We start from the raw sequence: 13,968 nt of genomic DNA, 5'->3' as shown, positions 1-13,968 counted from the left end.
AGGCGCCGACTGTATCCAGGCTCCGCTTCCGGTAACCAGTGCTGGGACGAGCTGCAACCATGCGAAGACACCTCTGCAACGGAACCGATACCAACGCGTCGAGAATTGGGGCGCAGAGCATGCCGTTGACTACCCTGTTCACGTGAATGAAGGGGAAGGCGGCTTGGACGCCTCGAGCACCCCGCAGCACCGCTACGACGCGAAGCTGGCGGGCGACATCGAACGTACGTGGCAGGAGACGTGGGCTCGGCTGGGTACGTTCCACGTCCCCAACCCGGTGGGATCGCTCGCGCCCGCCGACGGGTCGCCCGTGCCCGCGGACAAGATGTTCGTCCAGGACATGTTCCCCTACCCGTCCGGGGAGGGCCTGCACGTCGGGCACCCGCTCGGGTACATCGCCACCGACGTCTACGCCCGCTACTTCCGGATGACCGGTCGTAACGTGTTGCACGCGTTGGGTTTCGACGCGTTCGGCTTGCCCGCCGAGCAGTATGCGGTGCAGACGGGCACGCACCCGCGGACCCGCACCGAGGCCAACATCGTCAACTTCCGTCGTCAGCTGGGCCGACTCGGGCTCGGCCACGACGCGCGGCGCAGCTTCTCAACCACCGACACCGACTTCTACAAGTGGACGCAGTGGATCTTCCTGCAGATCTTCGACGCGTGGTTCGACGAGGCGGCTAACCGCGCCCGCCCGATCAGCGAACTGATCGCCGAGTTCGAATCAGGGGCCAGGGTTCCCGACGGCGGAGACTGGTCGACGATGTCGGCGGGCGAGCGGGCGGACGTCGTCGACGCGTACCGGCTGGTCTACCGCGCGGACTCGGTCGTGAACTGGTGCCCTGGGTTGGGCACCGTACTGGCCAACGAAGAGGTCACCTCCGACGGTCGCAGCGACCGTGGCAACTTCCCGGTGTTCCGAAAGCGGTTGCGCCAGTGGATGATGCGCATCACCGCCTATTCGGACCGTCTGCTCGACGATCTGGACGACCTGGATTGGCCGGACAAGGTCAAGGCCATGCAGCGCAACTGGATCGGTCGGTCGACCGGCGCCGAGGTGCGCTTCGCCACCGACGCCGGTGACGTCGAGGTGTTCACCACCCGACCCGACACGCTGTTCGGTGCCACCTACCTGGTGTTGGCGCCCGAGCACGGCTTGGTCAACGCGCTGGTGCTCCTTAGCCCAGAGTGGCCCGAGGGCACCGACGAGCGGTGGACGTTCGGGGCGGCGACGCCGGTTGAGGCAGTGGCCGCCTACCGGGCGACCGTGGCGGCGAAGACGGACCTGGAGCGTCAGGAGAACAAGTCCAAGACAGGCGTGTTCACCGGCGCCTTCGCCATCAATCCCGTGAACGGGCAACGTGTTCCGGTGTTCATCGCCGACTACGTGTTGGCCGGCTACGGCACCGGGGCCATCATGGCGGTGCCGGGGCACGATCAGCGGGACTGGGAGTTCGCGACGGCGTTCGGGCTGCCGGTGCTCGAGGTGATCTCCGGTGGCGACGTCACCCAGGCCGCCTACAACGGCGACGGGGTGCTGGTGAACTCCGACTACCTCGACGGGCTCGGCGTCGCCTCGGCAAAGGAGGCCGTGCTGGCCCGCCTTGAGGCCGACGGCAGCGGCCGCGCGCGGATCGAATACAAGCTGCGGGACTGGCTGTTTGCCCGCCAACGGTATTGGGGCGAACCGTTTCCCATCGTGTACGACGCCGACGGTCGCGCACACGGGCTGCCGGAATCTGCCCTGCCGGTCGAGCTGCCCGACATCCCGAACTACGCGCCGGTGCAGTTCGATCCGGACGATGCCGACAGTGAACCGTCGCCGCCGCTTGGCAAGGCCACCGAATGGGTGAACGTCGACCTGGATCTCGGTGACGGACTTCAGCCCTACACCCGCGACACCAACGTCATGCCGCAGTGGGCGGGCAGCTCCTGGTACGAGCTGCGGTACGCCGACCCCTACAACTCGGAAACGTTCTGCGCCAAGGAGAATGAGGCCTACTGGATGGGCCCGCGGCCGGCCGAGCACGGCCCGTCGGACCCCGGCGGCGTCGACCTCTACGTCGGTGGTGTCGAGCACGCGGTGCTGCACCTGCTGTACTCCCGGTTCTGGCACAAGGTGCTCTTCGACCTAGGCCACGTCAGCTCCCGCGAGCCGTACCGCCGGCTGGTCAACCAGGGTTACATCCAGGCGTTCGCCTACACGGATTCGCGGGGCTCCTACGTCCCCGCAGCCGAAGTGGTGGAGCGGGACTCGAAGTTCTACTGGCCGGGTCCCGACGGCGAGATCGAGGTCAACCGCGAGTTCGGCAAGATCGGCAAGAGCCTGAAGAACTCGGTGTCCCCCGACGAGATCTGCGAGGAGTACGGGGCCGACACCCTGCGCGTATACGAGATGTCGATGGGACCTCTCGAGGCGTCGCGGCCGTGGGCAACCAAGGACGTCGTCGGTGCCTACCGGTTCCTGCAGCGGGTGTGGCGCGTCGTGGTGGACGAGAACACCGGTGCCGAGCGCGTCGCCGACCACGAGAAGCTGGGCGAGGCGACACTGCGGCTGCTGAACAAGACGATCGCCGGAGTCGCCGAAGACTATGCGGCACTTCGCAACAACACCGCGGCAGCCAAGCTGATCGAGTACACGAACCACCTCACCAAGGAGGACGTCACGGCGCGCGCCGCGGTCGAGCCCCTGGTGTTGATGGTCGCGCCGTTGGCGCCGCACTTGGCCGAGGAGTTGTGGCGCCGGCTGGGTCACGACGCACCGCTGGCTCACGGTCCCTTCCCGACGGCCGATCCGGCCTATCTGGTGGAGGACACCGTCGAGTACCCGGTGCAGGTCAACGGGAAGGTGCGGGGCCGTATCACCGTGGCCGCCGACGCCGCCGCCGACGCCGTGGAGGCGGCCGCGCTCGCCGACGAGAAGGTCGTCGCGTTCTTGGCCGGTGCTACGCCGAAGAAGGTCATCGTGGTGGCGGGCAAGATGGTCAACGTCGTCATCTAGTCCTGCCCAAGCGATTTCGGCGCGCTAATCCGCGCTCACCGCGGCTGAACGCGCCGAAATCACTGCGGGAGTGGGGGAGTGCGCGGTGGCGGGGTGCGGCGCTGAGCGGTGGCCTCGGTCGCCGCGGCGTAGCGCAGCAGCGCGACGTCGTCGTGGGCCCGGCCGGCGAAGGTGAGCCCCACCGGCATGCCGATGTCGGCCGTCGTGCCCATTGGCACGGTCACCGTCGGGATGCCGAGGTGACGAATTGCCAAGTTGCCGTTGGCCACCCACACGCCGTTGCGCCACCCGAGGTCAGCCGAGGCGGGGTTGACGTCCATGTCGGCCGGTCCGACGTCGGCGACGGCGGGGAAGACGACGGCGTCCAGGCCCAGGCCGTCCATCCACTCCTCGAGGTCGACCCGCCGCGTCTGCTCCAGCGCGTGGACGCCTTCGGGGATGGTCGGGATGCCCAGGAACGAGTCGACGGGGTTGTCGCGGATGAACGCCGGGTACTCCGCGATGTCGTCGTCGAAGCCGTCGTAGCGGTCGGGCAGCGCGTCAGGGGGGTGCGGGAAGACGAGGCTGCCGTCGACGTCGGCGAGGCGGTTGAGCGCGGGATCGCCGTTGGCGGCGAGGAAGTCGTCCCACGCCCAGGCGCACAGGTCGACGATTTCGCGTCGGAGATAGTCGGGGTTGACCAGGCCGCGGGTCGCGATGGTCGGGGCTCCGGCACGGTCACCCTCGTAGTTGCTGACGACCGGGAAGTCGACGTCGACCACTTCGGCGCCCGCGGCGAGCAAGTCGCGCCGCACCGCGTCGAACAGGTCGAGCACCGACGGCCGGGTGTCGACCCGCCGACCGGTGGGCCCACCGATCCCGGTGGCGCCGACACCGGCGTCCGGGTCGGCGTTGACGTACATCCGTGGCACGCCAAACCGCTTGCCCGCCAACGTGTCCGGGCCAGTCGGCAGAGCCTGGTAGGACGGTGGGCGAATCTCGTCGACGCGCGGCAACGACACCCACGGCTGCAGCCGCCAGAAGTCGCCGCGTGCATCCGGGTCCTCGGCGACGAGGACGTCGAGCACCTCGAGCAGGTCGGCCATCGACCGGGTGTGTGGCACCACGACGTCCATGGTCGGCACCAGCGGCCAGCCGCCGCGGGTCGAGATGACGCCGCGCGACGGGGTGTAGGCGCACAGCGCGTTGTTCGACGCCGGCCCCCGCCCGGAGGACCACGTCTCCTCACCGATTCCGAAGGCGCAGAACGACGCCGCGGTCGCGGTGCCCGATCCGTTGGACGACCCAGAGGCGAAGGGCGCGGTGAGATAGTCGGCGTTGTAGGGGCTTTCGGCTCTGCCGTACACGCCGCGCTGCATGCCTCCGTTGGCCATCGGCGGCATGTTGGTCAACCCGATGAGGACGGCGCCCGCCCCGCGGAAGCGCTCGACGACGAAGGAATCGCGCTGTGCCACCAGGTTCGCGAATGCCGGGCTGCCTGCGGCGACGGTCAGGCCGCGGGCCTGGTAGCTGTCCTTGATCGTGTACGGGATGCCGTCGAGCGGGCCGTGGGTGTGGCCGTCGCGGCGGCGGGCGTCGGACGCCTCTGCCTCGGCGCGGGCGTGCGGGTTGGCCACGACGACGGCGTTGAGTTCGCCGTCGAAGGCCGCGATGCGGGCCAGATAGGACTCGAGCAACCCGACGGCCGTCACGGTGCCCGCGTCCATCGCCGCGCGTAGGTCTGCGATGGACGCCTCGTGCACCTCGAACGCGGCGGTCATCGGGGGCGGACCACGATCTCGTGGACGTGCGCGTCGGCCGGGGCGTTGACCGCTTGGGCGATCACGGCGGCCACCGTCTGGGGTGAGAGGAACTGCTCTGGCACGTAGTCGCGCTCCTCGTAGGCGACCAGGTCGCGCTGCATCTCGGTGTCGATCCGGCCCGGATGCACGGAGGTGACGCGCAGGGACGGCTCGTCGGCGCGCAGCGAATCGGCGAACGACCGCAGCGCGAACTTGCTCGCCGAGTAGGACGCCAGGCCGGGTGAAGCCTTGATGCCGGCACCTGAGTTGACGAAGACGACCTGCCCGCCCGCGCTGCGTAGTGCAGGAAGCAGGGCCAGCGTCAACGCCACGGCGCCGACGACGTTGACCTCGAAGGTCGCGCGCCACTGGTCGGCACTGGATTCGTCGACCCGGCCGGGGTACGCGACGCCGGCGTTGTGGATCAGGACGTCCAGATCGGTCAGCACCTCGGCGGCGGCTTCGATGGAATCGGCGTCGGCGAGGTCGAGTGGCCAGGTCGGAGCGCCGAGGCGCTCGGCGAGCGCGTCGAGGCGGTCGGACGGACGGCCCGCGAGAAGCAGGGTGTGAGTGGGGGCAAGTGCGTCGGCGATGGCCGAACCCAGCCCGCCGGAGGCACCCGTGATCAACGCAGAAGGCATGCGCAAACCCTACCGACCTGCGCGCCCGCCGTCGGCGTCGCATGATGGACCCGATGCCACCGGATTCGAACTTCGCGCCCACGCAGCTCTCGGCCCGCGCCGCCTACTTGTTGCGCGGCAACGACCTCGGCGTGATGACCACCGCCGCGCCACTGCTGTACCCACACATGTGGAGCTGGGATGCGGCCTTCGTGTCGATCGGCCTGGCCCCGCTGAGCGTCGAGCGCGCCGTCGTGGAGCTGGACACCCTGCTGTCGGCGCAGTGGAAGAACGGCATGATTCCGCACATCGTCTTCGCCAACGGGGTCGACGGCTACTTCCCCGGCCCCGCGCGGTGGGCGACCTCGGCGCTGGCGGTCAACGCGCCACTGGGTAGGCAGACGTCGGGCATCACCCAGCCGCCGGTGCACGCCATCGCGGTGCAGCGCATCCTCGACAACGCCCGCACCAGGGGCCGCTCCACGCGCGCCGTGGCGGAGGCCTTCCTGGACCGTCGGTGGAACGACTTGGTGCGGTGGCACCGGTGGTTGGCCGAGGCCCGTGACCCCGAGACCCGCGGCCGGGTGACGGTCTATCACGGGTGGGAGTCCGGGATGGACAACTCGCCGCGCTGGGATGCGGCGTACGCCAACGTGACTCCGGGACCGATGCCGCCGTACACGCGTGAGGACAACGCGATCGTCACCGACGCGACGCAGCGACCGTCGGACCTGGAGTACGACCGCTACATGTGGTTGGTCGAGCAGATGAAGTCGGTCAACTATGACGACGCGCTGCTGCCGAAGGTGATGAGCTTCGCCGTCGAGGACGTCTTCGTCTCGGCCATCCTCTCGGTGGCGTGCACGGTGCTCGCCGAGATCGGGGAGGACTACAAGCGTCCGCATTCCGACGTCCGCGACCTGTATGCGTGGGCGGAGCGCTTCCGCCGCGGCGTCGTCGACTCCACCGACGAACGTACCTGTGGGGCAAGGGATTACGATCTTCGTGCCGAGAAGTGGATCACGACCGAGACGGTCGCCCAGTTCTCGCCGCTGCTGTGCGGCGGTCTGTCCCACGACCGCGAACGGACGCTGCTGAGACGGCTCGAAGGTCCGCGCTTCTGCGGGCATCCGGATCTGAAGTACTCCCTGATCCCGTCGACGTCGCCGGTGTCACCGGACTTCCGGGCGCGGGAGTATTGGCGCGGCCCGGTCTGGCCGGTCCTGACGTGGTTGTTCTCCTGGTGCTTTGCCCGCCGCGGCTGGGCCGAGCGGTCGTCGAACCTGAGGCGTGAAGGACTGCGCCAGGCCAGTGACGGGACCTTCGCCGAGTACTACGAGCCGTTCACCGGAGAACCGTTGGGCAGCATGCAACAGTCGTGGACCGCCGCGGCGGTCTTGGACTGGCTTGGGTGACGCGGGGGAGCTAGTCGCTCTGCTGCTCGGCCAACCTGGTAAGTGGCGCAAGGGCATTGGCCAGTGTCTGGCGTTCTTCGGCGCTGAGCCGGGTCAGCATGCCTGCGATCTGGGCGCGTCGCGTCGCCAACGCCTCACGATGTTGGACCAGTCCGCGCGGGGTGACGTCGACGAGGACGGCACGCAGATCGGATGGGTCGCGGGACCGCTTGACCAGTCCGAGCTTCTCGAGGCGCCGGATGGCGACCGTGGTCGTCGGGGTGCGGACGCGCTCGTGGGCCGCAAGTTCGGTCATCCGGATCGGACCAAGATCAAGCAGTGTCAGCAAGATCGACAGCTGCGCCAGGGTCAGGTCGGCACCGCCCTCGGGCATGTTCCGGTTGGAGTCGCCCCGACGCAGGACGGAGAAGAGCTTGGAGAGCACCTGCTGCAGCTCTCCGGCCAGCTCAGTGACCTGCGGTTCGGTCTCTACCATAATTCGCTAGTCTAACCGCTCTGGCCGTCTGGACCGCTCGACATGCGTCGATTGGTCCAACTGACCCCCAATCGCTACAGCACTTGCGACAGGAATTGGCGCAAGCGGTCGGTCTCGGCGTCGGAGAAGATCCGCTCGGGTGTCCCGGTCTCGACCACCTTGCCGTGGTCCATGAACACCACGGAGTCGGCGGCGGACCGGGCGAAGCCCATCTCGTGGGTGACGACCACCATCGTCATGCCGTCCTTGCCGAGCTCGGCGATGAGCGCGAGGACGCCCTTGACCAACTCGGGGTCGAGCGCCGAGGTCGCCTCGTCGAAGAACATCACCTGGGGCGCCATGGCCAAGGCGCGGGCGATGGCGACGCGCTGCTGCTGCCCGCCGGACAGGGTGGCGGGGCGAACATCGGCCTTGTGTCGCAACCCGACTCGGTCCAGGTGGGTCAGCCCGAGTTCGCGTGCGGCGTCGGCGTCGAGGCGCTTGAGTCGTCGGGGTGCGAGCGTCACGTTGTCGAGGACGGTGCGGTGGGGGAACAGGTTGAACTGCTGGAACACCATGCCGATGCGTTGGCGCAACTCGTCGGGGTTGTCCTTGAGCACGGATCGGCCGTCGAGGAGGATGTCGCCGCGGTCGGGTTCGTGCAGCCGGTTCAGTGCGCGCAGCAGGGTGGACTTGCCCGAGCCGGAGGGTCCGATCACCGCGGTGGTGGTGCCGGCGGGCACGTCGAGGTCGACTCCGCGAAGGACGGAGTTGGTGCCGAACGACAGGTGGATGTCGTTGGCTGCCAACGACACTGGCTCGAACTTCACGGGGGCGTTCACAACATCTCCTGGGTTGCTGCCGGGTTCGAGGGACTGGCCGGGTCTTCGGAGTCGGCCACGGGTCTTCCGCGTCGCAGCCGTGCGTCGATGTAGTTGACCAGGTGGGTCAGCGGAATGGTCAAGGCGAGATAGAAGATGCCCGCCGCGACCAGGGGTGACAGGTTGCCGGTCTGGGCGTTGAGGTCGCGGCCCACCTGGAACAGTTCGCGTTGGCTGGCGATGAGGCCAAGGAAGTACACCAGCGACGAGGCCTTGAGCAGCGAGATGAACTGGTTGACCAGGGCGGGCAGCACGCGCCGGACGCCCTGGGGCACGATGACCAGCCGCATCGACGACGAATAGCTGAAGCCCAGCGCCCGTGAGGCCTCGAGCTGTCCGGCCTCCACGCTTTGGATGCCCGAGCGCAGAATCTCGCCGATGTAGGCGGCCGCCATCAGGCCGAGTGCCGCGATGCCGAGCGGATAGGGGTTGTTGCCGGTCAGCCCGCCGACGATCGGTCCGACGCCCAGGCCGATGATCAGGATGATGACCACCTCGGGCAGGCCGCGGAACACGTCGGTGTAGACGCGCGCAGGCCATCTCAGCCAGCGGGCCTTGGAGATGCCGGCGACTGCGAGGCCCATGCCGAGGATCAGGCCGATGATGGCGGCGCAGACCGTCAGGATCAGGGTGTTGGGCAGACCTGTCTTGAACAGGTCGGGGATGGCGCGCTTGTACAGCTCCCAGTCCAGGAAGGAGTCCGCCAATTGTTGCCCAACCGATTTGGGTGCGACGCTGGAATTGTCCGCGGCGGGAGCCTGTTTCGCGGCGATGGCGTTGAAGTCGGGCAGCTGCGGTGGTGGTACCGCCTTGGAGCCGGGCTTCCAGCCGGGGGGCAGCGCGCGGGGCACCCAGTTGGAGTACAACGTCGACCAGGTGCCGTCGGCGATCACTGCGTCGAGGCCGGCGTTGAGGGCGTCGATCAGCGGCTTGTTCTCCTTGGCCACCGCGTAGGCGACGAAGTTGTCCAGGCTGAAGGTGTTCTCGACGATCTGGGCGGGGTCGCCCGCTTGCACCGTGCCGACCGCCTGTTGTGACGGCGCCACCCAGGCGTCGATCTGGCGGGTCTTCAAGCTGCCGTAGACGGTGTTGTAATCGGGGAACTTGACCGGGTCGAGCCCGAGGGTGTCGACGACGTAGGCCTCCTGCACGGTGCCCTGGACCACGCCGATGCGTTGTCCTGCAGTCAATTGCGAGAAGCCCTTGATCGGCGAGCCTGGCGGGACCACCAGTGAGAAGTAGCCGAAGTCGTAGCCGTTGGTGAAGCCGACGGTCTGGCGCCGGGCGTCGGTGGTGGTGATCGACGACGAGCCCACGTCGAAGCGGCGGGCCGCCACTTGCGCCAGCAGACCGGAGAAGTCGGTGCCGACGAAGTTGACCTTCAGCCCCAGCTTGTCGGCGACGGCGCGTAGCAGTTCGTTGTCGAAACCGGTGAACGTGCCCTGGGAGTCGATGCAGATGCTGGGCGGCGCGTCCGACAGCGTGCCGACGGTCAGCACGCCGGGGGTGCCGAGGCCGAGGGCTTTCGCGTCGACCGGGAGCGGCTCGACGCCTGGCGTCGTGTACTTGTCCGCCTCCGGGCCCTTCGCCGCCGACGCGAGGTTGGTGGGCAGGGCGCTGGCGCTCTCGGCTCCCGGAGGCGCGCACTGGTCGGCGTCTGCGGATGCCGGCGGCGCGAGCCCGATCGTCATCAGCACGACGGCCAGAAGTGCGGCCAGGCGGAAGCGTGCGTGGCCCGAGTGGTGGTTCACCCATAGCAAGTTACTTGGCAACGACGCCGCAGCACGGCTTCTGCTCGTGACGAGTCCCTTTCGCTGCCCACCCACCTAAATTGACGTACACGTTACTTCGTCGGGCTAGAGTGCGGTTTCGGTCCGGTAGTGACGGGGGATTGATACGTGGCAGCCAACATTCGTACGGGTGTGGTCATGGTGGCCGTCGCGGCCGTCGCGGCCGTCGTGGCCGGTTGTGGACAGGGCAGCCAGGCGGCGGTGTCGTCGTCGGCACCGGCCGAGGCCGCCGTCATGCCGACGCCCACTCAGACCGACGTCAACCACAACGGCGTCCCGGACTCGGACCCGTCCGACGACGACTGGCCCGGCACCATGAACGTGGTCTACGAAGAGGCCACCACGCCGGACGCCGTTCGGGGCCGCAAGTTCATGGAGGACACCAAACTGCTGCCGCAGCTGGCCGAGGACATCACCGCGACCTTGAAGCTGCCCTACGACATCCCCTTGAAGGGCTCGCAATGCGATGAGCCCAACGACTTTTGGAGCTCGGACGACAAGGCGATGACCCTGTGTTACGAGGACGTCGCGAACAGTTTGGACCTGTACGCGGGGCTTGGTGACGAAGATCCGGAGACCAGCGCGTGGAACGAGGCCTTGTTCTCCTTCTATCATGAGACCGGTCACATGGTGATCGACCTCTACGAGCTGCCGACCACCGGGCGCGAAGAGGACGTGGCTGACCAGGCGTCGGCCTACCTGCTCCTGCAACCCGACGACGACGGCAAGGTCGAACCGAACAACGTGCAGGCCATTTTGGATTCGGCCCGGTGGTTCGGCGCGATGAGCTCGGGTGAAGGGGGGCCGATCGACGACGACCTTCTCTCCGACGAGCACACACCGGACCGGGCGCGGATGTTCAACATGATCTGTTGGGCGTACGGCGCCGATCCTGACGACACGGGGGACGTCGTGGCTACCGGTCAGCTGCCGGAGCATCGCGCCGAGCGGTGCCCTGGCGAGTACGAGAAGCTGAGCCGGGCGTGGAGCACTCTGCTGACGCCGTATGTGAAGTAGGCCGGGTCAGCGGCTGTCGCGCCAGCGGCACAGCGCTTCGGCGGCACTGAGGTCGTAGTCGGGGCCGTTGACGCCGATGGTCAACAGACTGACCCCCAACCCGACCAGTGCTTCGGCGTCGGCGAGCAGCGCGTCCTCGCCCTTGCCGGCTTCGACGCCCGCCGACCGTTCGATGGTCGAGGGGTCGCGGCCGACGTCGGCGCAGTGCCGGTCGAGCACGGCGGCCTTATCCGGGTAGGTCTCGGTGGTGGTGAAGCCATGCCACAGGTGCGCGTACTCCGCCACCATGCGCAGTGTCTTCTTCTCGCCTTGGCCGCCGATGAGGATCGGAATGTCCCGCACCGGTGCGGGATCGAGCTTGCCGAGCCGTGAGGTGATGCGCGGCATGGCGGCCGCCAGGTCGTCGAGCCGGCTACCGGCCGTGCCGAACTCGTAGCCGTACTCGTCGTAGTCCTTCTGCTTCCAGCCCGACCCGATGCCGAGAATCAGTCGGCCGTCGCTGATGTTGTCGACGGTGCGCGCCATGTCGGCCAGCAGCTCGGGGTTGCGATAGGAGTTGCAGGTGACCAGCGCGCCGATCTCGATGCGCGAGGTCTGCTCGGCCCACGCGCCGAGCATCGTCCAACATTCGTAGTGGGCGCCGTCGGGGTCACCGTAGAGCGGGTAGAAGTGGTCCCAGTTGAAGGCGACGTCGACGCCCATGTCCTCGCAGCGCCGGACCGCGTCGCGGAGGTGGCCGTAGTTGGGGGAGTGCTGGGGCTGGAGTTGGACACCGATGCGGGTGGGGAAGCTCATGGGTCCTGCTTACCCCTTATTCCCCGAGTTCTCCCACGAGGGCCTACACGCCGATGTTGCCGGAGTCCCGCCAGACCACGACGACGGACGGGCGGGCGGTGCCGTTGTCGCCCTCCGGCCAGCGCGAGAGGGGGTCGTCGACGCTGTTGTCGTCGCTCTCCCCGGGGTGCTGCACGCAGACGGTGACGAGGTCGTCGGTGACGACCGGCCCGCACGTCTCGGCGCCGAGCGGCACGGTCAGGAACTGTTTGGTCTCACCACGATTCGGCCCGTCGAGTGCGACGGCGAACAGGCCGTCGTTGGAGTCGAGCGCGTTGCCGTCGGTGGAGATCCACAGGTTGCCGTGGCTGTCGAAGGCCAGGTTGTCGGGGCACGAGATGGGGCTGACGCGGCTCTTGTCGAAGCCGCCGAAGTAGGTGTCGGCGGCGGCCGGGTCGCCGCACACCAGCAGCAGTTCCCAGGTGAACGTGGTGCCGGCGTGGTCGTCGGTGAGCTCGAGGATCTGCCCGCTCTTGTTGTCGTTGCGGGGGTTGGCCGCATCGGGGGCCGCCTCACCGGGCGCACCGCGTTCGTCGTTGTTGGTCAGGGCGACGTACACCTTGCCGGTCTTCGGGTTGGCCTCGAAGTCCTCGGGACGGTCCATCTTGGTGGCACCGGCCTTGTCGGCGGCGAAGCGGGTGAACACCGACGCCTCTGTCGCGCTGACGCCGGGGACGAGTGACTCGGCTTGGCCGTTCGGGCCGGAGCGCAGCAGCGGGAGCCACGTGCCGGTGCCCGAGAAGGACCCCTTTGCGGGTAGCGTGCCGGAGCCGTCGACCTGGTTGGCGGGGATGTCGCTGGACAGCTTGGCGACGTAGAGCGTGCCCTCGTCGAGGAGGGTCATGTTGTGCGCCATGGCTTCTGGGCTGAAACCTCCTCCCGTCGCTCCGCTCGCCCCGACCCCCGGCTGCACCTTCTTGCTGGAGACGAACTTGTACATGTAGTCGAAGCGTTCGTCGTCACCGGTGTAGGACACGACGGTGCCGTCGGCGGTGACGTAGATGGTGGCGCCCTCGTGCTTGAGGCGGCCCATCGCGGTGTGCTTGACCGGCTGAGACGCGGGGTCCCACGGGTTGACCTCGACGACGTAACCGAAGCGGTTCACCTCGTTGGGTGTCGCGACGACGTCGAATCGGGGGTCGAAGGACTCCCACTTACGTTCGGTCGCTTCGGGTTTGACGCCGTAGCGCTTGAACTGATCGGAGCGCACCGGGCTGACCGACGCCCCCTCCGGCGCCCCGAAGTAGCCGTGGAAGTTCTCCTCACCCGAGAGCACGGTGCCCCATGGCGTCACGCCGCCCGCACAGTTGGCGAACGTGCCCAAGACGGTTCGCCCGTCCGGATCGGCGGCCGTCTTGACGAAGTCGGTGCCCGCGGCCGGTCCGGTCAGCGTCATCGGGGTGTCGGCGGTGATGCGGCGGTTGTAGCGGCCCAGCACCGGCGCGAGACCGTCGGCGGTCCGCTTGACCTCGACCACTGAGAGGCCGTGGGCGGCGATCGAGATGTCGAACTGCTCGCGGGTGGGCTTGTCTGCGTCGTAGCCGGGGTGCATGAACTGTTCGGTGGTGTACTCGTGGTTGGTCACCAGCAGGAAGTGACCGGCGTTGCCGGGAATCGGCAGCAGCCCGGCGAAGTCGTTGTTGAAGCCGAACTGCCCGCGTTGAGCCGCGGCGGTCTGCTTGGTCACGTCGAACGCCGGCGCTCCCGGCACGACGGGATCGCCCCAGCTGATGACCACGGCCTGGCGGTAACCGTCGGGGATGACGACGGCGTCGTCGCTGTTGGGGGCCACCGAGTTGAAGTTCATTCCCGCCGAGGGCTTTTGGGGCTCAGGGGCCTGGCTGACGGCTGGCGGAGTGTCGGTGCCGCACGCGGCCAGGGCCGATCCGGCGCCGACGGCCAGCACGGTGACGCCCGTGGTCCGCAGCAGCGTTCGGCGCGACACCCGCTGGACGACGTCGCCGAAGTATTCGTTGGCGCTGTCGTTGGGGACCGGCTGAGAGCACGCGTCACCGCACTTGTAGCGGCACGTCACGTGCTGGCGCGCGGAGCGACCATCGTGTTGGACGAACAAGTTCAACGGCACCAGCGACATGCGAAGGGAAGCCTTCCGACGATTGCACCGGCCGGGGCTGTGGCCAGTTCGCCGGAAACTTACGGGTCGCTGTTGATCAG

Annotated in this window: 10 protein-coding genes; 3 read left to right on the top strand and 7 right to left on the bottom strand. The window is 68.0% G+C overall.

What is annotated here, in order from left to right:
• Window positions 1–142 precede the first annotated feature (142 nt).
• Window positions 143–3,001 (top strand): leucine--tRNA ligase, encoded by a 2,859-nt coding sequence (leuS, locus tag ASD37_RS13130; protein WP_056551421.1) that lies wholly within the window; start codon window positions 143–145, stop codon window positions 2,999–3,001.
• 59 nt (window positions 3,002–3,060) lie between these two features.
• Here the strand turns inward: leuS and ASD37_RS13125 are convergent, their stop codons facing one another.
• Window positions 3,061–4,761 carry an amidase gene (locus tag ASD37_RS13125; protein ID WP_056551419.1) on the bottom strand — a complete coding sequence of 567 codons (1,701 nt, stop codon included), beginning with the start codon at window positions 4,759–4,761 and terminating at the stop codon, window positions 3,061–3,063.
• Window positions 4,758–5,423, bottom strand: coding sequence for an SDR family oxidoreductase (locus tag ASD37_RS13120; protein ID WP_056551418.1), 666 nt, complete (start codon window positions 5,421–5,423; stop codon window positions 4,758–4,760). The genes ASD37_RS13125 and ASD37_RS13120 overlap by 4 nt, the downstream gene beginning before the upstream one ends.
• Window positions 5,424–5,476: 53 nt before the next feature.
• Here ASD37_RS13120 and ASD37_RS13115 point away from each other — a divergent pair, with 53 nt between their 5' ends.
• Window positions 5,477–6,817, top strand: a complete 1,341-nt coding sequence (locus tag ASD37_RS13115; protein ID WP_056553230.1) for an amylo-alpha-1,6-glucosidase — start codon at window positions 5,477–5,479, stop codon at window positions 6,815–6,817.
• A gap of 10 nt (window positions 6,818–6,827) precedes the next feature.
• On the opposite strand, the gene ASD37_RS13110 is transcribed toward ASD37_RS13115, so the two are convergent.
• From ASD37_RS13110 to ASD37_RS13100, 3 genes are all read right to left on the bottom strand, one after another.
• Window positions 6,828–7,292, bottom strand: coding sequence for a MarR family winged helix-turn-helix transcriptional regulator (locus ASD37_RS13110; protein WP_056551416.1), 465 nt, complete (start codon window positions 7,290–7,292; stop codon window positions 6,828–6,830).
• A gap of 74 nt (window positions 7,293–7,366) precedes the next feature.
• Window positions 7,367–8,113 carry an amino acid ABC transporter ATP-binding protein gene (locus ASD37_RS13105; RefSeq protein ID WP_304438711.1) on the bottom strand — a complete coding sequence of 249 codons (747 nt, stop codon included), beginning with the start codon at window positions 8,111–8,113 and terminating at the stop codon, window positions 7,367–7,369.
• Window positions 8,110–9,843 (bottom strand): ABC transporter substrate-binding protein/permease, encoded by a 1,734-nt coding sequence (locus ASD37_RS13100; protein WP_056553225.1) that lies wholly within the window; start codon window positions 9,841–9,843, stop codon window positions 8,110–8,112. Before ASD37_RS13100 ends, ASD37_RS13105 begins: the two co-directional genes overlap by 4 nt.
• Before the next feature lie 207 nt (window positions 9,844–10,050).
• Here ASD37_RS13100 and ASD37_RS13095 point away from each other — a divergent pair, with 207 nt between their 5' ends.
• Complete coding sequence (locus tag ASD37_RS13095; protein ID WP_235568221.1) at window positions 10,051–10,959, top strand: DUF4344 domain-containing metallopeptidase; 909 nt, start codon at window positions 10,051–10,053, stop codon at window positions 10,957–10,959.
• Between the two features lie 6 nt (window positions 10,960–10,965).
• Here ASD37_RS13095 and ASD37_RS13090 read toward each other — a convergent pair whose 3' ends face one another.
• Window positions 10,966–11,754 carry an LLM class F420-dependent oxidoreductase gene (locus ASD37_RS13090; protein WP_056551414.1) on the bottom strand — a complete coding sequence of 263 codons (789 nt, stop codon included), beginning with the start codon at window positions 11,752–11,754 and terminating at the stop codon, window positions 10,966–10,968.
• A gap of 43 nt (window positions 11,755–11,797) precedes the next feature.
• Window positions 11,798–13,888, bottom strand: coding sequence for a PhoX family phosphatase (locus ASD37_RS13085; protein WP_056551412.1), 2,091 nt, complete (start codon window positions 13,886–13,888; stop codon window positions 11,798–11,800).
• Between the last annotated feature and the right edge of the window lie 80 nt (window positions 13,889–13,968).

It is taken from the genome of Mycobacterium sp. Root135 (assembly GCF_001426545.1).
Taxonomy (GTDB): domain Bacteria; phylum Actinomycetota; class Actinomycetes; order Mycobacteriales; family Mycobacteriaceae; genus Mycobacterium.
The sequence above is the reverse complement of the archived record's forward strand: the minus strand, read 5'-3'. Positions and strand labels throughout refer to the sequence as shown.